Genomic DNA, 16,587 nt, shown 5'->3' with positions numbered 1-16,587 from the left:
CGCACAAGCGAAGAGGCTCGACGATGAGTGCACTGGTTGGCGTGATCATGGGCTCCAAGTCCGATTGGTCCACCCTTAGCCACACCGCCGATATGCTGGAAAAACTCGGCATTCCCTACGAAGTGAAGGTGGTTTCCGCCCACCGCACCCCGGATCTGCTGTTCCAGTATGCCGATGAGGCCGAAGGCCGCGGCATCGAGGTGATCATCGCCGGTGCCGGTGGCGCCGCCCACCTGCCAGGCATGTGCGCCGCCAAGACTCACCTGCCGGTACTCGGCGTGCCAGTACAGTCGTCGATGCTGTCGGGCGTCGACTCGCTGCTGTCGATCGTACAGATGCCAGCCGGTATTCCGGTTGCCACCCTGGCCATCGGCAAGGCTGGCGCGATCAATGCCGCGCTGCTGTCGGCGAGCATCCTCGGTGCCAAGCACCCGCAGTTCCACGCGGCGCTCAAGCAGTTCCGCACGGAGCAGACCGAAACCGTCCTGGACAATCCTGACCCACGTCAGGCTTGAGGCTTACGACATGAAGATCGGTGTAATCGGTGGCGGCCAGTTGGGCCGCATGCTGGCCCTGGCGGGCACTCCGCTGGGCATGAACTTCGCTTTCCTCGACCCGGCGCCGGACGCTTGCGCCGCGCCATTGGGCGAGCACCTGCGTGCCGACTACGGCGACCAGGACCATCTGCGCCAGTTGGCCGACGAAGTCGACCTGGTGACCTTCGAGTTCGAAAGCGTCCCGGCCGAGACCGTGGCCTTCCTCTCGCAGTTCGTTCCGGTCTACCCGAGCGCCGAAGCGCTGCGCATCGCCCGTGACCGCCTGTTCGAAAAGAGCATGTTCCGCGACCTGGGCATCCCTACCCCGGCGTTCGCCGACATCCTCTCTCAGGCGGACCTCGATGCGGCAGTCGCCAGCATTGGCCTGCCCGCTGTGCTCAAGACCCGCACCCTGGGTTATGACGGCAAGGGCCAGAAGGTGCTGCGCAGCGCTGAAGACGTGGTCGGCACCTTTGCCGAACTGGGCAGCGTGCCATGCCTGCTGGAAGGCTTCGTGCCGTTCACGGGCGAAGTGTCGCTGGTGGCCGTGCGTGGCCGCGATGGCGAAACCCGCTTCTACCCGTTGGTGCACAACACCCACGAGAACGGCATCCTGCGCCTGTCGGTGGCCAGCGAAGACCACCCGTTGCAGGCGCTGGCTGAAGACTACGTCGGTCGCGTGCTCAAGCAGCTCGACTATGTCGGCGTGATGGCCTTCGAGTTCTTCGAGGTCGACGGTGGCCTGAAAGCCAACGAAATCGCCCCGCGCGTCCATAACTCCGGGCACTGGACCATCGAAGGCGCCGAGTGCAGCCAGTTCCAGAACCACTTGCGCGCCATTGCCGGCTTGCCGCTGGGCTCGACTGCCAAGGTCGGCGAGAGCGCCATGCTCAACTTCATCGGCGAAGTGCCGGCAGTGGACAAGATCGTCGCCCTCGACGACTGCCACCTGCACCACTATGGCAAGGCCTTCAAGGCTGGCCGCAAGGTCGGTCACGCCACCCTGCGTTGCTCGGATATGGCTACCCTGCACGACAAGATCGCCGAAGTAGAGGCGTTGATCGCCGGCTGATTGAACCTCTGTGGCCGGCAAGGCCTCTGAGATGGCAACAAGCCAAAGCGCTGACTAGGCTTTGGCTTGTTTTCATCTTCACTGCAGAGGGATTGCCATGGGCATCATTGGAACCATCTTCATCGGCCTGATCGTCGGCCTGCTGGCCCGCTTCCTCAAGCCTGGGGACGACAGCATGGGCTGGATCATGACCATCCTGCTGGGTATCGCCGGCTCCCTGCTGGCCACCTACGGCGGCCAGGCATTGGGCATCTACCAGGCCGGGCAAGCGGCAGGCTTCTTCGGCGCACTGGTTGGCGCCATCGTGCTCCTGGTGATCTACGGTCTGATCAAGAAACGCTGATTCCAGATAGAATGCCCGGCAATTCCACCTGAGTTGCCGGGCATTTTTTATGCGTGCGTTTTTCCTTATCCCGATGTTGCTGGTCGCTAGCCTGGCTCACGCCGAACTGCCTGAAACCGACTGGCTCGAACTGATGCCCAAGTCGGACCAGAAGGCGCTGGAGCTGATGCCGGAAATCGATCACAACTCGCCTGAAGCGATGGGCACCTTCACCGACAAGGGCGGCCTCAAGCAGAGCAAAGGCTTGCCGGCGGTGATGTACTCGACCAAGACCGTGGCGGCGATGAATGGTAAACAGATTCGCCTGGGTGGGTATCCGGTGCCGCTGGAGAGCGATGCCAAGGGCAACAGCACATTGTTCTTCCTGGTGCCGTATCCAGGGGCCTGCATCCACGTGCCGCCGCCGCCGCCCAACCAGCTGGTGCTGGTGCGCTATCGGCAGGGGCTGAAGATCGATGACATCTATACGCCGCTGTGGGTCAGCGGGACGTTGAAGGTGGAAACGGTCAGCAATGACCTGGCGGATGCGGCGTATGCGCTGGATGCAGGGCAGGTGAGGGTGGTGGAGGATGCCGACCTCTGATGGTATCTGGGCCGGCCTCATCGCGGGGCAAGCCCGCTCCCGCGCAGCCCGCGTCATCAGGAGGCTGGCGTGGGAGCGGGCTTGCCCCGCGATGAGGCCGGTCAGATCAGAGCGCCTCGCTGCCAATCACCACGCTAAGGGCATGACTCGCCCCAGGCTTGAGCACTACTACATCATCCCAGACATTCGCCGTCTCGATGCATAGCATCCGCTGCCAGCCATCATCGGCCATGTCCGCCAGCTCCTTGGCGCGCTCTTTCCACGGGTTCCAGATCACTGCTGAGCGCGAGCCGCTGCTGGCCAGGGTAATCCGCCGATTCCAGTGCGGGTCGACAATGCTCAAGCGCTCAGGGGTGTGCAGATAGATCCGGTCGGTCTCCCCGGCAAAGCCCAGCGCCCCGGTTTGCGTGCGCTGCTGCCAATCGGCCAGGGTCTCGATGTAGTCCAGCCCCTGCACACCCTCAACGCGCGCCTGGCGCACATCGCTGACGGCGAAGTAGCTGTGCAGGGCCTGGCTGATGGTCACGCTGTCGTTGCCCAGGTTGTAGCTGGTCAGGGTCACGTGCAATTGCTCACCCAGCTCAATCAGCAGTTTCAACTCGACCTCATGCGCCCAGCCGGGCAGGTCGCCTTGCGCCTCGGGCAGTTCGAACTCGATCTGAAGGTTGGCGCCGACCTCTTCGACCCTGCGCAATTGCCAGTCGCGTCCGCGCGCCAACCCGTGGGCCGGAGCCTGGTCGCCTTTGTACATGGCTTGGACGGATTCGGGATTGCGCTGCAAGTTGCCAAACCACGGCCAGCACACCGGTACCCCGGCGCGCACGGATTTACCCTGGCGCAAGATGGCCTGGTCGCTCAGCCACAGCAACGGCGGTTCGCCGATTCGCTGATAGCTGAGGATCTGCGCGCCTTGCTGGGCGATCAGTAGTTCGGCATGAGCGCTGCTGATACGCCAGCAATTGAGCTCGCCGTGGAGCTCGGTTTCGACCTTGAAATTAGCCATACGCTTGTCTCGTTGATTGCATGTAGGCCTTGGACCTTGTGCCTTGCAACGAGTTTACCGCCAGCCAGGCTCAGCGACGAGGCACCGAACGGGTACGGCCACTGCCATCGATGGCGACGAACACGAACACCGCTTCGGTGACCTTGCGCCATTCGCTGGACAGCGGATCGTCGCTCCACACTTCGACCATCATCTGGATCGAGCTGCGGCCGATTTCCAGGGTCTGGGTATAGAAGGACAGTTGTGCGCCTACCGCTACCGGGACCAGGAAAGCCATGCGGTCGATCGCCACGGTGGCCACCCGGCCGCCTGCGACACGGCTGGCCATGGCGGTGCCGGCCAGGTCCATCTGCGCGACCAGCCAGCCGCCAAAGATGTCACCAAAGCCGTTGGTTTCGCGGGGTAACGCAGTAATTTGCAAGGCCAGGTCGCCCTGCGGGATAGGATCTTCTTGTTCGAGCTCAATCATGCCGTGGGGCCTCTGACCCGTGACGCTTCGTTGGTTGGCGCAATGAAGGACGCCGAGAAATCGATTCAGCTAAAAACATACTACGCTGATTTCGCTTCGCAGGGCGGCCGAAGGGAAACTCTGCGAAACCGCCTGAGCATAGTGACCGGCGTTTTCGCACAACATCCCACATCGGGAGCAACCTTTTGCTACGAATGGGCAGTATATAGAGCCTCACAGCCAGCGACGACCGCGCATTCATGAATATCTGTAGTGTTTTTGTATCGCTATGAGCGTAGCGCGCCAATTTGCTATCTTCGCTGCTCACCATTCCAGAAGCCGCGTGCCAAGCGGCCTGCACGACCTACAAGAGATAATCGATGACCTCCGTGCCCAGCAGTATCGAGCAGCCCTCGCGGCCGCTGACCCGCAGTGACTACAAGACGCTCTCATTGTCCGCCCTGGGCGGCGCGCTGGAGTTCTACGACTTCATCATCTTCGTGTTCTTCGCCACGGTAGTCGGCAAGCTGTTCTTCCCGCCGGACATGCCCGAATGGCTACGCCTGATGCAGACCTTCGGCATTTTTGCTGCCGGTTACCTGGCGCGCCCGCTCGGCGGCATCGTCATGGCGCACTTCGGCGACCTGTTGGGGCGCAAGAAGATGTTCACCTTGAGCATCTTCATGATGGCCCTGCCGACACTGATCATGGGCCTGCTGCCAACCTACGCGCAGATCGGCCTGTGGGCGCCGATCCTGCTGCTGCTGATGCGGGTCATTCAGGGCGCGGCGATTGGTGGTGAGGTGCCGGGCGCCTGGGTGTTCGTCTCCGAGCATGTGCCGGCGCGCAACACCGGCTACGCCTGCGGCACGCTGACGGCCGGGCTGACTGCCGGGATTTTGCTGGGCTCACTGGTAGCGACGCTGATCAACACGGTTTATACCGTCGAGGAAGTGGCGGATTACGCCTGGCGGATTCCGTTCCTGCTCGGTGGTGTGTTCGGCCTGTTCGCGGTCTACCTGCGCCGTTGGCTGCATGAGACGCCGGTATTCGCCGAGATGCAGCAGCGCAAGGCGCTGGCCGAAGAGCTGCCGCTGCGCGCGGTGCTGCGTGATCACCGCGGGGCGATCATCCTGTCGATGCTGCTGACCTGGCTGCTGTCGGCTGGCGTGGTGGTGGTGATCCTGATGACCCCGGCGCTGCTGCAGAGCCTCTATCACATCAGCCCGACCGATTCGCTCAAAGCCAACAGCCTGGCGATCGTGCTACTCAGCCTGGGCTGCATCGGTTCCGGCAGCCTGGCGGATCGCTTTGGTGCTGGGCGAGTATTCGTGATCGGCAGCCTGGCGTTGCTGGTGACCTCGTGGACGTTCTACCACAGCCTGCCGACTCGGCCGGACCTGCTGTTCCCGCTGTACGCGCTGACGGGCCTGTGCGTCGGGGTGATTGGCGCAGTGCCGTATGTGATGGTCAAGGCGTTCCCGGCGGTGGTGCGGTTCAGTGGGTTGTCGTTCTCCTACAACGTCGCCTACGCCATTTTCGGTGGCCTGACGCCGATGGTGGTGACTGCGCTGCTCAAGCTCAGCCCGATGGCGCCTGCTTACTACGTGGCGGGGTTGTGTGCCGTTGGTCTGTTGGTTGGGGTTTACCTGTTGGCGAACAAGCGCTGAGTAATCGGTAAGGCTGGAGGATTTGGGGCTGCTTTGCAGCCCATCGCAGGCAAGCCAGCTCCTACAGGCATTGAGCCAACCTCATGGCTTGCGCGGCCCCTGTAGGAGCTGGCTTGCCTGCGATGGGCCGCAAAGCGGCCCCAACCACCGCATAACCTTGAAACATCCTGAAAGGCCATCCCGCATTCGCGGTGATGGCCTTTCATCCAATTGTCACATTGGAGTCATATCGTGTTCATGCGGCCTGCAGATACTTGGGCCCGATCCATCCAACACCCCAAATATTCCTGCTAGGAGCAAGGCATGAAACTGAAGCGTTTGATGGCGGCCCTTACCTTCGCCGCCGCTGGCGTTGCCACCGCCAATGCGGTAGCCGCTGTCGACCCAGCAATCCCGACCTACACCAAGACCACCGGTGTTTCGGGCAACCTCTCCAGCGTAGGTTCCGACACCCTCGCCAACCTGATGACGCTGTGGGCCGAGGCCTACAAGAAGGAATATCCGAACGTAAACATCCAGATCCAGGCGGCCGGCTCCTCCACCGCGCCACCCGCGCTGACCGAAGGCACCGCCAACCTCGGCCCGATGAGCCGCAAGATGAAGGACGTCGAGCTGCAGGCCTTCGAGCAGAAGTACGGCTACAAGCCAACCGCCATCCCGGTTGCCGTCGACGCCCTGGCCGTATTCGTGCACAAGGACAACCCGATCAAGGGCCTGACCATGGCGCAGGTCGATGCGATCTTCTCCTCGACTCGCCTGTGCGGCGGCAAAGCCGACGTGAAAACCTGGGGCGACCTGGGCGTGACTGGCGACCTGGCCAACAAGCCAGTGCAGCTGTTCGGCCGCAATTCGGTATCCGGCACCTACGGCTACTTCAAGGAAGAAGCCCTGTGCAAAGGCGACTTCAAGCCTAACGTCAACGAACAGCCTGGCTCGGCTTCGGTCGTGCAGTCGATCAGCAGCTCGCTGAACGGCATCGGCTACTCGGGCATTGGTTACAAGACCGCCAGCGTCAAGACTGTAGCCCTGGCCAAGAAAGAAGGCGGCGAGTTCGTTGAAGACAACGAAAGCAACGCCCTGAACGGCACCTACCCGCTGTCGCGCTTCCTCTACGTCTACGTCAACAAGGCGCCGAACAAGCCTCTGGCCCCGCTGGACGCCGAGTTCATCAAGCTGGTCCTGTCGCAAGCTGGCCAGCAGGTCGTGGTCAAGGATGGCTACATCCCACTGCCGAAGAAAGTGGTCGACAAGGCCATGGCGGACCTCGGTCTGTCGCACAACGGTAACGTTGCCAAGAAGTAAGTGAGACCCCGGCGAGGGCTGGCCTGCGGCTAGCCCTCCCACCCATTCTCGGTCCGAAGCCAGAACTCCTGAGCGGCGGGCTTTTTTGCGTCAATGCACTGTCATGTTTTTGTAATACGGGACCGCTAGGGTGTGCGCATGAATGATCTGGCCAACTCCACCATGACCCAAAATTCTCCCCCCGTGCGGATTGATTTCAATACGCCCGAGTTGCAACGCAAGCGCAAGATGCGTGCGTTCAAGGATCGCCTGACCCGCTGGTATGTACTGGTGGGCGGGCTTGCCGTGCTGGCGGCGATTACCCTGATCTTCTTCTATCTGGCCTATGTCGTGCTGCCACTGTTCCAGGGCGCCGAACTGACCAGCAAGAAGGCCCTGGAGCCGACCTGGCTGCAGCAGGATGCCGGCAAACCGCTGATGATCGCCCTCGAGGAGCAAAACCTGGTCGGCATGCGTGTGTCCGATAAAGGCCAGGCGCTGTTTTTCGACACCAAGAGCGGTGCTGAAATCAATCGCGTGAACCTGCCCGTGCCGGCCGGCGCCCAGGTGACGTCGATCAGTACCGACCAGCCGGGTAGCCCGCTGATCGTGCTGGGCTTGTCCAATGGTCAGGCGGTGGTGTTCCACCACACCTACAAGATCACCTACCCGGACAACAAAAAGACCATCACCCCTGGCATCGATTTCCCGTATGGCCAGGAGCCGTTCGTGCTCGACGAGCAGGGCCGCGCGCTTGAGCACGTCAGCGTCAACGTCAACGGCGAGACCGTGACGGTAGCCGGTTCGCATGGTTCGCAACTGCTGGTGACCCAGCTGACTCGCGAAGAGAACATGATGACCGGTGAGGTCACCAGCGAGCAGAACCGCATCGACCTGCCGCAAATGACCGAGCCGGTGAAGGCGATCTTCATCGACCCGCGCCAGCAATGGCTGTATGTGGTCAACGGTCGCGCCCAGGCCGACGTGTTCAGCCTGCGCGACAAGAGCCTCAATGGTCGCTACAAGCTGCTCGACGACGGCCAGGCCGAGATCACCGCCAGTGCCCAGCTGGTCGGCGGTATCTCGCTGATCTTCGGCGATTCCAAAGGTGGCCTGAGCCAGTGGTTCATGGCCCGTGACCCGGATGGCGAGCAGCGCTTCAAGCTGATTCGCAGCTTCCAGATGGGCAACGCCCCGGTGGTGCAGATCGACGCCGAAGAGCGCCGCAAAGGTTTCATCGCCCTGGACAGCGCCGGCAAGCTCGGCGTGTTCCACAGCACCGCGCATCGTACCCTGCTGGTCGAGCCTGCCGCCGAAGGCGCGGGTATCCTCGCGCTGTCGCCACGCGCCAACCGCATCTTCATCGAAGAAGGCGGCAAGCTGCTGCCGCTGAGCCTGAAGAACCCGCACCCGGAAGTGTCCTGGAGCGCACTGTGGAGCAAGGTCTGGTACGAGAACTACGACGAGCCCAAGTACGTTTGGCAGTCGACTGCTTCGAACACCGACTTCGAGCCTAAGCTGAGCCTTTCGCCACTGACCTTCGGTACCCTCAAGGCCGCGTTCTACGCGATGATCCTGGCGGCGCCGCTGGCCATTGCCGCAGCGATCTACACCGCTTACTTCATGGCCCCTGGCATGCGCCGCAAGGTCAAGCCGGTGATCGAGCTGATGGAAGCGATGCCGACGGTGATCCTCGGCTTCTTCGCCGGCCTGTTCCTCGCGCCGTACCTTGAAGGCCACCTGCCGGGTGTGTTCAGCCTGTTCCTGTTGATGCCGATCGGTATCCTGCTGGCCGGCTTCACCTGGAGCCGCCTGCCGGAATCGCTGCGCCTGCGTGTGCCGGATGGCTGGGAAGCCGCGATTTTGATCCCGGTGATCCTGTTCACCGGCTGGTTCGCCCTGTACATGAGCCCGTTCATTGAAACCTGGTGGTTCGGCGGCGACATGCGCCTGTGGATCAGCAACGACCTGGGTATCACCTACGACCAGCGCAACGCCCTGGTAGTCGGTATCGCCATGGGCTTCGCGGTGATCCCGAACATCTACTCGATCGCCGAAGACGCCGTGTTCAGCGTGCCACGCAGCCTGACCCTGGGTTCGCTGGCGCTGGGTGCTACGCCGTGGCAGACCCTGACCCGTGTGGTCATCCTCACGGCCAGCCCGGGTATCTTCTCGGCGCTGATGATCGGCATGGGCCGTGCAGTGGGCGAGACCATGATCGTGTTGATGGCCACCGGTAACACCCCGGTCATGGAGATGAACCTGTTTGAAGGCATGCGTACCCTGGCCGCCAACGTCGCGGTGGAGATGCCCGAGTCGGAAGTCGGCGGCAGCCACTACCGCGTGCTGTTCCTCGCCGCGCTGGTACTGCTGATGTTCACCTTCGTGATGAACACCCTGGCCGAGCTGATTCGTCAGCGTCTGCGCAAGAAATACTCGTCGCTTTGATAGAAAGGTAGAGATCCGTGAAAAAGGATTCCCTCAAAGGCTGGTTCAAGAGCGGCGCCCCCGGCGTCTGGATCAGCGGTGGCGCGGTCGCCATCGCAGTGATCATGACCGTGGGCCTGCTGGCGGTGATCGCCGTGCGTGGCCTGGGCCACTTCTGGCCGGCCGACCTGATCCAGGCCACCTATAAGGTGCCTGGCCAGGCTGATCATGTAGTCATCGGTGAAGTGGTACAGAAAGAAGAAGTCCCGCTGGCGCGCTTGAAGGGCGCCGGTCTGCCGGTGCCGGATAACGGCCCGGAGTTCATGACCCGCGAGCTGATCAAGGTCGGTAACCGCGACCTCAATGGCAGCGACTTCACCTGGGTGGTCGGTGACTGGCTGGTGGATCAAACCACCCCCGCCGAACTGATCGCCCTGGAGCGCCGCGAATGGGGCAACTTCTACGGCTACCTGGTCAGCGTCAAGGAGAACGGCAAGGTCGTCGCCGAAGGCCAAGCGGCCTGGACCGAACTGCAAGCGCGCCTCAAGCGTGCCAGCAAACTGGCCGGCGAGCTGCAGACCCTTGAGAAGAAAGACATCGGTGCGATCAACCATGGCCTGGAGCGCCTGCGCCTGCACAGCCGTAAGCTTGAGCTCGACGGCAAGCTGGACGCCGCTGCTCAGGCGGACATGGACGCCGAGCGCGCCGAGCTGAACAGCCGCTACAAGGCCATCGAAGACCGCCTCGGCGCGCTGCACAGCGAGTTCAGCCGTGACAGCCTGGTTGCCCGTGATGGCAATGGCCGCGAAGTCGAGATCAACCTGGACAAGGTGGTGCATGCCTATCAGCCAAACGGCATGGGTACCTTCACCAAGCTGGGTACCTACTTTGCCAAGGTCTGGGAGTTCTTGAGCGACGACCCGCGTGAAGCCAACACCGAGGGCGGTATCTTCCCGGCCATCTTCGGTACGGTGATGATGACCCTGATCATGGCCGTGATCGTCACCCCGTTCGGCGTGCTGGCTGCGGTGTATCTGCGTGAATATGCCCGCCAGGGCCCGGTAACGCGGCTGATCCGCATCGCGGTGAACAACCTGGCGGGTGTTCCGGCGATCGTCTACGGCGTGTTCGGCCTGGGCTTCTTCGTCTACGTGCTGGGTGGTTCGATCGACCGGCTGTTCTTCCCTGAAGCCCTGCCGGCGCCAACCCTGGGGACTCCAGGCCTGCTGTGGGCTTCGCTGACCCTGGCCCTGCTGGCCGTGCCGGTGGTGATCGTGGCTACCGAAGAAGGTCTGGCGCGGATCCCGCGGACCGTGCGCGAGGGCTCGCTGGCCCTCGGCGCGACCAAGGCCGAGACGCTGTGGAAGATCGTCCTGCCAATGGCCAGCCCGGCGATGATGACCGGCATGATCCTCGCCGTGGCACGTGCCGCCGGTGAAGTGGCGCCGCTGATGCTGGTGGGTGTGGTCAAGCTGGCGCCATCGCTGCCAGTGGACGGTAACTACCCTTACCTGCACCTGGACCAGAAGATCATGCACCTGGGCTTCCACATCTATGACGTCGGCTTCCAGAGCCCGAACGTCGAGGCCGCGCGACCGCTGGTGTACGCCACCGCGCTGTTGCTGGTGCTGGTGATCGCCACCCTCAACCTTTCGGCGGTGTGGATCCGTAACCACCTGCGCGAGAAGTACAAGGCGCTCGACCACTGAGTCTGATTAGCAAGCATGCCGCCTGCAAGCCGGGCGGCGCTTTGAAACGAATTGATAGCGTATGGAGTTGACCATGCAGCAAGAATCCCACACCCACGGCATCGACATGTCCGCCCTGGGTCGCGACAAGCAGAGCCTGCGCCTGGCCGAAGAGACCGTTGCCATCGAAGTGCCTGGCCTGTCCCTGTACTACGGCGACAAGCAGGCGTTGTTCGACGTCAGCATGAACATCCCCAAACAGCGCGTGACCGCCTTCATCGGCCCGTCCGGCTGCGGTAAGTCGACCCTGCTGCGCACGTTCAACCGCATGAACGACCTGGTCGATGGCTGCCGCGTCGAAGGCGAGATCAACCTGTACGGCAATAACATCTATCGCAAAGGCGAAGACGTCGCCGAGCTGCGTCGGCGGGTCGGCATGGTGTTCCAGAAGCCTAACCCGTTCCCCAAGACCATTTATGAAAACGTGGTCTACGGCCTGCGGATCCAGGGCATCAACAAGAAACGCACCCTCGATGAGGCGGTTGAGTGGGCACTCAAGGGCGCGGCCCTGTGGGATGAGGTCAAAGACCGCTTGCACGAGTCGGCGCTGGGCCTGTCCGGTGGTCAGCAGCAACGTTTGGTCATCGCCCGTACCATTGCCGTCGAGCCTGAAGTGCTGCTGCTCGATGAACCGTGCTCGGCACTCGACCCGATCTCGACCTTAAAGGTCGAAGAGCTGATCTACGAATTGAAATCCAAGTACACCATCGTCATCGTTACCCACAACATGCAACAGGCGGCGCGTGTCTCGGACTACACCGCGTTCATGTACATGGGCAAACTGATCGAGTTCGGTGATACCGATACGCTGTTCACCAACCCGGCGAAGAAACAGACCGAAGACTACATCACCGGTCGTTACGGCTAGAGGCCGCACGAACGACTCGGACCCTGTGGGAGCGGGCTTGCCCGCGAACAAGGGCGAAGCCCTTGCCATGCGCCGTAGGCGCCTGCTTCGCGGGCAAGCCCGCTCCCACACGAACAAACTTGAAGCTTGCAGCTCGCGGAGCGAACGCATGATCAACAAAGAAAGCCTTACCCATCACATCTCCCAGCAGTTCAACGCCGAGCTCGAAGAGGTTCGCAGCCACCTCCTGGCGATGGGTGGGCTGGTCGAGAAGCAGGTCAACGACGCCGTCACTGCGCTGATCGAAGCCGACTCTGGCCTGGCTCAGCAGGTGCGTGAAGTCGATGAACAGATCAACCAGATGGAGCGCAACATCGACGAGGAATGCGTGCGCATCCTCGCCCGTCGCCAGCCAGCGGCCTCCGACCTGCGCTTGATCATCAGCATCTCCAAGTCGGTGATCGACCTGGAGCGCATCGGTGACGAGTCGACCAAGATCGCCCGTCGCGCCATCCAGCTGTGCGAGGAAGGCGAGTCGCCGCGCGGTTACGTAGAGGTGCGCCACATTGGCGATCAGGTGCGCAACATGGTCCGTGACGCGCTGGACGCGTTCGCCCGCTTCGATGCCGAACTGGCCCTGTCGGTGGCCCAGTACGACAAGACCATCGACCGCGAATACAAGACCGCCCTGCGCGAGCTGGTCACCTACATGATGGAAGACCCGCGTTCGATCTCGCGCGTCCTCAGCGTGATCTGGGCCCTGCGTTCGCTGGAGCGGATCGGCGACCACGCTCGCAACATCGCCGAGCTGGTGATCTACCTGGTGCGCGGCACCGACGTGCGTCACCTGGGCCTAAAGCGGATGAAGGCGGAAGTCGAGGGGAAAGCCGGGGTCGAGGGTGAAATCGCTAATGTTCCGGCTGAATCAGACGATAAATAGGATTGCTCCCGAGCATGAACGCCCGGCCTGTGCCGGGCGTTTTCGTTTGCGGTCGAGCAGCCAGCAGGCACCCGCGAACAAGGTGAGAACTCCCGGCGTGACCAGTGGTTTGGCAAATGGCCATCAGTCAGCGGTATGCTAGTCGGGATCAAGAGGAGTATTGATGAGTAAAGTCAATGTGCTGGTCGTGGATGACGCGCCGTTCATCCGTGACCTGGTAAAGAAGTGCCTGCGCAATGCGTTCCCCGGCATGGTCATCGAAGACGCGGTCAACGGTCGCAAGGCCATGGCGATGCTGAGCAAGGAAACCTACGACCTGGTCCTATGCGACTGGGAGATGCCGGAGATGTCCGGCCTCGAACTGCTCACCTGGTGCCGCCAGCAGCCTGAAATGAAAGCCCTGCAGTTCATCATGGTGACCAGCCGCGGTGACAAGGAAAACGTCATTCAGGCGATTCAGGCCGGCGTTTCCGATTTCGTCGGCAAACCGTTCACCAACGAGCAGCTGCTGACCAAGGTGAAGAAGTCGCTGAGCAAGATCGGCAAGCTGGACAGCCTGCTGGCAGGTGGGCCGGCGCGGGTCAATTCGGCGTTCGCCAACGATTCACTCAGCGCCCTGACCGGTGGGCGGCCTGAAGCGGTCAAAGCTGCGCCAGCCCCGGCTGCTACTGCTGCTGCCAAACCGCTGATCAATGCCCCCACTCCGCGTACGGCGGCTGCCGCTGCGCAGAGTGGTCGCGGCCAAGGCCAGTTGCGTTTGTCCAGCGGCACCCAGCAATGCGTGATCAAGGCATTGAGCCTCAAGGAGGCGCTGCTGGTCGTGCGTCGCAGCGCCAACCTGCCACAAGTGTTGGAAGGCGCGGTGCTGGACCTGGAGCAGGGCGAGAACGCCGAAGTGGCGCGGCTCAACGGCTATCTACATGCCATTGCGGCGCTGGAACCCAAGCCTGAGAGCGACTGGTTGCAGCTGACGTTCAAGTTCGTCGACCAGGATGCGCAGAAGCTCGATTACCTGTCGCGACTGATTGCCCGTGGGACTACCCAGAAGCACTTCACCCCGGGCGCTTGAGCGCCGGTTCAGGACTCATCGTGCAGCAAGCCCAGCTCGTGGCAGCGGGCTTGCCCCGCGATGAGGCGCGCACTGCCTGATCCAGGCGACCAACTGCACCTACACCCCCGGCACTGGGCTGCTAGGCTTCGACAGATCTAACCTGTCAAAAAGCCACTATCATGCCCAGCCGCCTGCTGCTGTTCTGTGCCTTGCTCCTGGCCTCAGCGTCGAGCCTGGGCATGACCATCTACAAGACCACTGACGAATTCGGAGTGGTGTCCTACTCCGAGCGGCCAAGCCCGGGTGCCAAACCTCTGATTTTCCGCGAACCGATGGTCGAACGTTTGGAAGGCCAGGTACGCCTGAACACTGAGGCTTTCGCTGGAGGCGTTCGGTTTTCGGCACGTAACGAGCTGTTCGCACCCGTCGAGGTCGAGTTACGGCTGCTGCGCTTGAGCAATGCCGTTGGCGGCAATGCACCGCGTATCGTCCGGCGGGTGCTACCGCCGCGCTCGACCCAGGTGCTCAGCGTGGTGAAGGTGCGGCCAGGCGCGAAGCTGGGTTATCAGAGCAAGTTGAACTACGCCATGGGCGACCCGGTGCAGCGGCCACAGGCGTTTCGCTACCCGTTCCCCTGGCGTGGCGGGCCATTCCGTCTGACCCAAGGGCCGAACGGTCGCTACAGCCATTTTGGCGCCAAAGGCCGCTACGCCATGGACATCGCCATGCCTGAAGGTACGCCTATCGTCGCCGCGCGTGGCGGGGTGGTGGTGAAGATCGAGAACAGCCAGAGCGGACGCGGCACCCATCCTTCCGGCAATTTTGTGCGCATCCTGCACCCGGACGGCACCATGGGGGTGTACTTGCACCTGATGCGCGGATCGGTGCTGGTGGGGGAAGGTCAGCGGGTGGGGCAGGGCGAGGTCCTGGCCAAGTCGGGCAATACCGGTAACAGCAGTGGGCCGCACCTGCATTTTGTGGTGCAGCGCAATGTCGGGTTGTCGCTGGAGTCGATTCCGTATCAGTTCGACCGGCCGCTTGGCGGGCTACCGAATTTCACTGCCGGCAATCCCTGAAACCCTGGGGCTGCTCTACAGCCCCATTTCCTGCAAGGCAGCTAGGTATCTGGACTACCTGTAGGCGCTGGCTTGTCGGGGCGCCGAACCGCTGCGATGGGCCGCAAAAAGCGGCCCCAGCGGGTCAGTCGAGCTTGAGCACCTTGGCTAGCACGATCTTCGGCCCTTTCATCTTCTTGATGATGATCCGCAGCCCTTCCACCTCGAGCAGTTCTTCTTCCTCAGGCACCCGCTTGAGCGTCTCGTACACCAAGCCTGCCAGGGTCTCCGCCTCGATGTGGTCAAGGTCCACGCCCAACAAACGTTCGACCTTGAACAGCGGTGTATCACCGCGCACCAGCAATTTGCCCGGCTGGTAAGCGAGGATGCCGCGCTCGGTCTTGCGGTGCTCGTCCTGAATGTCGCCAACCAGCACTTCCAGTACGTCTTCCATGGTCAGGTAACCGATCACCTTGCCATCGGCTTCTTCGACCAGCACGAAGTGTGCACCGCCCTTGCGGAACTGCTCCAGCAGCTGCGACAGCGGCATGTGTCGGGACACACGCTCCAGCGGCCGGCACAAGTCTTCCAGGTCGATGGTGCCGGGGATGTGGTCCAGGTCGGCCAGCTCCAGCAACAGATCCTTGATGTGCAACAGGCCGGTGAACTCCTCACGCTCGGCGTCGTACACCGGGTAGCGGCTGAACTTGTGCCGGCGGAACATCGCCAGGATTTCCTTGAGCGGCGCCTTGGCGTCGAGGCTGATCATGTCTTCGCGGGAGTTGGCCCAGTCGACCACTTCCAGCTCGCCCATCTCCACGGCCGAGGCCAGCACGCGCATGCCTTGGTCGCTAGGGTCCTGGCCGCGGCTGGAGTGCAGGATCAGTTTGAGCTCTTCGCGGCTGTAGTGATGCTCATGGTGCGGACCAGGCTCGCCCTGGCCCGCAATGCGCAAGATGGTGTTGGCGCTGGCGTTGAGCAGGTAGATGGCCGGGTACATCGCCCAGTAGAACACGTACAGCGGCACTGCCGTCCACAGCGACAGCAGCTCGGGTTTGCGGATCGCCCACGACTTGGGCGCCAGCTCGCCGACCACGATATGCAGGTAGGAGATGACGAAGAAGGCGACGAAGAACGAGATGCCCTTGATCAACTCTGGCGTATCGACGCCAAGGTAGGCCAATAGCGGTTCGAGCAAATGTGCAAACGCAGGTTCACCGACCCAGCCCAAGCCCAGCGAGGCCAGGGTGATACCCAGCTGGCAGGCCGACAGGTAGGCGTCCAGTTGGTTGTGCACCTTGCGCAGTATGCTGCCACGCCAGCCATGCAGTTCGGCGATCGACTCGACGCGGGTGGAGCGCAGCTTGACCATGGCGAACTCGGCGGCAACGAAAAAACCGTTGAGCAAGACCAGGAACAGCGCAAAAAGAATCATGCCGAAGTCGGCAAACAGAGAGGTAAAGCTGATACCAGGGGAAGGGTCCATGATGGGGTTTTACGGGGTCCGTCTTCGAAAAGGATGAAAAACAAGTGCCAGCAGAGGCTGGCACAGGACAGCCAATGTAGCGGCTGAGGCCGCAAAA

Annotated in this window: 15 protein-coding genes; 12 read left to right on the top strand and 3 right to left on the bottom strand. The window is 62.2% G+C overall.

Features of this window, described 5'->3' with window-relative positions; genetic code table 11:
• Window positions 1-23 precede the first annotated feature (23 nt).
• The 4 genes from purE to ACI2JX_RS21490 all read left to right on the top strand — a co-directional run bounded on the left by purE (window position 24) and on the right by ACI2JX_RS21490 (window position 2,534).
• Complete coding sequence (purE, locus tag ACI2JX_RS21505) at window positions 24-515, top strand: 5-(carboxyamino)imidazole ribonucleotide mutase (RefSeq protein WP_264234062.1); 492 nt, start codon at window positions 24-26, stop codon at window positions 513-515.
• Between the two features lie 10 nt (window positions 516-525).
• On the top strand, window positions 526-1,608 hold the full coding sequence (locus ACI2JX_RS21500; RefSeq protein WP_264234060.1) for a 5-(carboxyamino)imidazole ribonucleotide synthase: 1,083 nt from the start codon (window positions 526-528) through the stop codon (window positions 1,606-1,608).
• 97 nt (window positions 1,609-1,705) lie between these two features.
• Window positions 1,706-1,951 (top strand): GlsB/YeaQ/YmgE family stress response membrane protein, encoded by a 246-nt coding sequence (locus ACI2JX_RS21495; RefSeq protein WP_264234058.1) that lies wholly within the window; start codon window positions 1,706-1,708, stop codon window positions 1,949-1,951.
• Between the two features lie 49 nt (window positions 1,952-2,000).
• Window positions 2,001-2,534, top strand: a complete 534-nt coding sequence (locus ACI2JX_RS21490; protein WP_404690945.1) for a DUF3299 domain-containing protein — start codon at window positions 2,001-2,003, stop codon at window positions 2,532-2,534.
• Between the two features lie 106 nt (window positions 2,535-2,640).
• Here ACI2JX_RS21490 and ACI2JX_RS21485 read toward each other — a convergent pair whose 3' ends face one another.
• Both ACI2JX_RS21485 and ACI2JX_RS21480 read right to left on the bottom strand, forming a co-directional pair.
• Window positions 2,641-3,537 carry a D-hexose-6-phosphate mutarotase gene (locus ACI2JX_RS21485; RefSeq protein ID WP_404690944.1) on the bottom strand — a complete coding sequence of 299 codons (897 nt, stop codon included), beginning with the start codon at window positions 3,535-3,537 and terminating at the stop codon, window positions 2,641-2,643.
• A 70-nt stretch (window positions 3,538-3,607) separates the two neighbouring features.
• The gene (locus ACI2JX_RS21480) at window positions 3,608-4,006 is read right to left on the bottom strand and encodes an acyl-CoA thioesterase (RefSeq protein WP_003253317.1); all 399 of its coding nucleotides are present in this window, start codon (window positions 4,004-4,006) and stop codon (window positions 3,608-3,610) included.
• A gap of 359 nt (window positions 4,007-4,365) precedes the next feature.
• Between ACI2JX_RS21480 and ACI2JX_RS21475 the strand changes: the two genes are divergently transcribed.
• The 8 genes from ACI2JX_RS21475 (at window position 4,366) to ACI2JX_RS21440 (ending at window position 15,025) form a co-directional block, all read left to right on the top strand.
• On the top strand, window positions 4,366-5,655 hold the full coding sequence (locus ACI2JX_RS21475) for an MFS transporter (protein ID WP_404690943.1): 1,290 nt from the start codon (window positions 4,366-4,368) through the stop codon (window positions 5,653-5,655).
• A gap of 303 nt (window positions 5,656-5,958) precedes the next feature.
• Entirely contained in the window at window positions 5,959-6,957 is a 999-nt protein-coding gene (locus tag ACI2JX_RS21470; protein WP_186553054.1) for a phosphate ABC transporter substrate-binding protein PstS, read from the top strand.
• Between the two features lie 138 nt (window positions 6,958-7,095).
• Window positions 7,096-9,384, top strand: coding sequence for an ABC transporter permease subunit (locus tag ACI2JX_RS21465; protein ID WP_186553053.1), 2,289 nt, complete (start codon window positions 7,096-7,098; stop codon window positions 9,382-9,384).
• Window positions 9,385-9,401: 17 nt separating this feature from the next.
• Window positions 9,402-11,072 (top strand): phosphate ABC transporter permease PstA, encoded by a 1,671-nt coding sequence (pstA, locus tag ACI2JX_RS21460; protein WP_264234051.1) that lies wholly within the window; start codon window positions 9,402-9,404, stop codon window positions 11,070-11,072.
• A gap of 73 nt (window positions 11,073-11,145) precedes the next feature.
• Window positions 11,146-11,979, top strand: coding sequence for a phosphate ABC transporter ATP-binding protein PstB (gene pstB / locus ACI2JX_RS21455; RefSeq protein WP_186553051.1), 834 nt, complete (start codon window positions 11,146-11,148; stop codon window positions 11,977-11,979).
• A gap of 148 nt (window positions 11,980-12,127) precedes the next feature.
• Window positions 12,128-12,898, top strand: a complete 771-nt coding sequence (gene phoU / locus ACI2JX_RS21450) for a phosphate signaling complex protein PhoU (protein ID WP_264234048.1) — start codon at window positions 12,128-12,130, stop codon at window positions 12,896-12,898.
• A gap of 163 nt (window positions 12,899-13,061) precedes the next feature.
• Window positions 13,062-13,967, top strand: a complete 906-nt coding sequence (locus ACI2JX_RS21445; RefSeq protein ID WP_404690942.1) for a response regulator — start codon at window positions 13,062-13,064, stop codon at window positions 13,965-13,967.
• A gap of 161 nt (window positions 13,968-14,128) precedes the next feature.
• Entirely contained in the window at window positions 14,129-15,025 is an 897-nt protein-coding gene (locus ACI2JX_RS21440; protein ID WP_404690941.1) for a peptidoglycan DD-metalloendopeptidase family protein, read from the top strand.
• Between the two features lie 124 nt (window positions 15,026-15,149).
• On the opposite strand, the gene ACI2JX_RS21435 is transcribed toward ACI2JX_RS21440, so the two are convergent.
• On the bottom strand, window positions 15,150-16,490 hold the full coding sequence (locus tag ACI2JX_RS21435) for a hemolysin family protein (RefSeq protein ID WP_186553047.1): 1,341 nt from the start codon (window positions 16,488-16,490) through the stop codon (window positions 15,150-15,152).
• Window positions 16,491-16,587: the final 97 nt, after the last annotated feature.

This window comes from Pseudomonas sp. NPDC088890 (genome assembly GCF_044900155.1).
Lineage (GTDB): Bacteria > Pseudomonadota > Gammaproteobacteria > Pseudomonadales > Pseudomonadaceae > Aquipseudomonas > Aquipseudomonas urmiensis.
This window is presented reverse-complemented; position numbering and strand designations above follow the sequence as displayed.

What these genes read in the sequence shown, in the direction of transcription:
- purE (WP_264234062.1), top strand. Translation starts at nt 24, where the DNA reads ATGAGTGCACTGGTTGGCGTGATCATGGGCTCCAAGTCCGATTGGTCC.
- ACI2JX_RS21500 (WP_264234060.1), top strand. Translation starts at nt 526, where the DNA reads ATGAAGATCGGTGTAATCGGTGGCGGCCAGTTGGGCCGCATGCTGGCC.
- ACI2JX_RS21495 (WP_264234058.1), top strand. Translation starts at nt 1,706, where the DNA reads ATGGGCATCATTGGAACCATCTTCATCGGCCTGATCGTCGGCCTGCTG.
- ACI2JX_RS21490 (WP_404690945.1), top strand. Translation starts at nt 2,001, where the DNA reads ATGCGTGCGTTTTTCCTTATCCCGATGTTGCTGGTCGCTAGCCTGGCT.
- ACI2JX_RS21485 (WP_404690944.1), bottom strand. Translation starts at nt 3,537, where the DNA reads ATGGCTAATTTCAAGGTCGAAACCGAGCTCCACGGCGAGCTCAATTGC.
- ACI2JX_RS21480 (WP_003253317.1), bottom strand. Translation starts at nt 4,006, where the DNA reads ATGATTGAGCTCGAACAAGAAGATCCTATCCCGCAGGGCGACCTGGCC.
- ACI2JX_RS21475 (WP_404690943.1), top strand. Translation starts at nt 4,366, where the DNA reads ATGACCTCCGTGCCCAGCAGTATCGAGCAGCCCTCGCGGCCGCTGACC.
- ACI2JX_RS21470 (WP_186553054.1), top strand. Translation starts at nt 5,959, where the DNA reads ATGAAACTGAAGCGTTTGATGGCGGCCCTTACCTTCGCCGCCGCTGGC.
- ACI2JX_RS21465 (WP_186553053.1), top strand. Translation starts at nt 7,096, where the DNA reads ATGAATGATCTGGCCAACTCCACCATGACCCAAAATTCTCCCCCCGTG.
- pstB (WP_186553051.1), top strand. Translation starts at nt 11,146, where the DNA reads ATGCAGCAAGAATCCCACACCCACGGCATCGACATGTCCGCCCTGGGT.
- phoU (WP_264234048.1), top strand. Translation starts at nt 12,128, where the DNA reads ATGATCAACAAAGAAAGCCTTACCCATCACATCTCCCAGCAGTTCAAC.
- ACI2JX_RS21445 (WP_404690942.1), top strand. Translation starts at nt 13,062, where the DNA reads ATGAGTAAAGTCAATGTGCTGGTCGTGGATGACGCGCCGTTCATCCGT.
- ACI2JX_RS21440 (WP_404690941.1), top strand. Translation starts at nt 14,129, where the DNA reads ATGCCCAGCCGCCTGCTGCTGTTCTGTGCCTTGCTCCTGGCCTCAGCG.
- ACI2JX_RS21435 (WP_186553047.1), bottom strand. Translation starts at nt 16,490, where the DNA reads ATGGACCCTTCCCCTGGTATCAGCTTTACCTCTCTGTTTGCCGACTTC.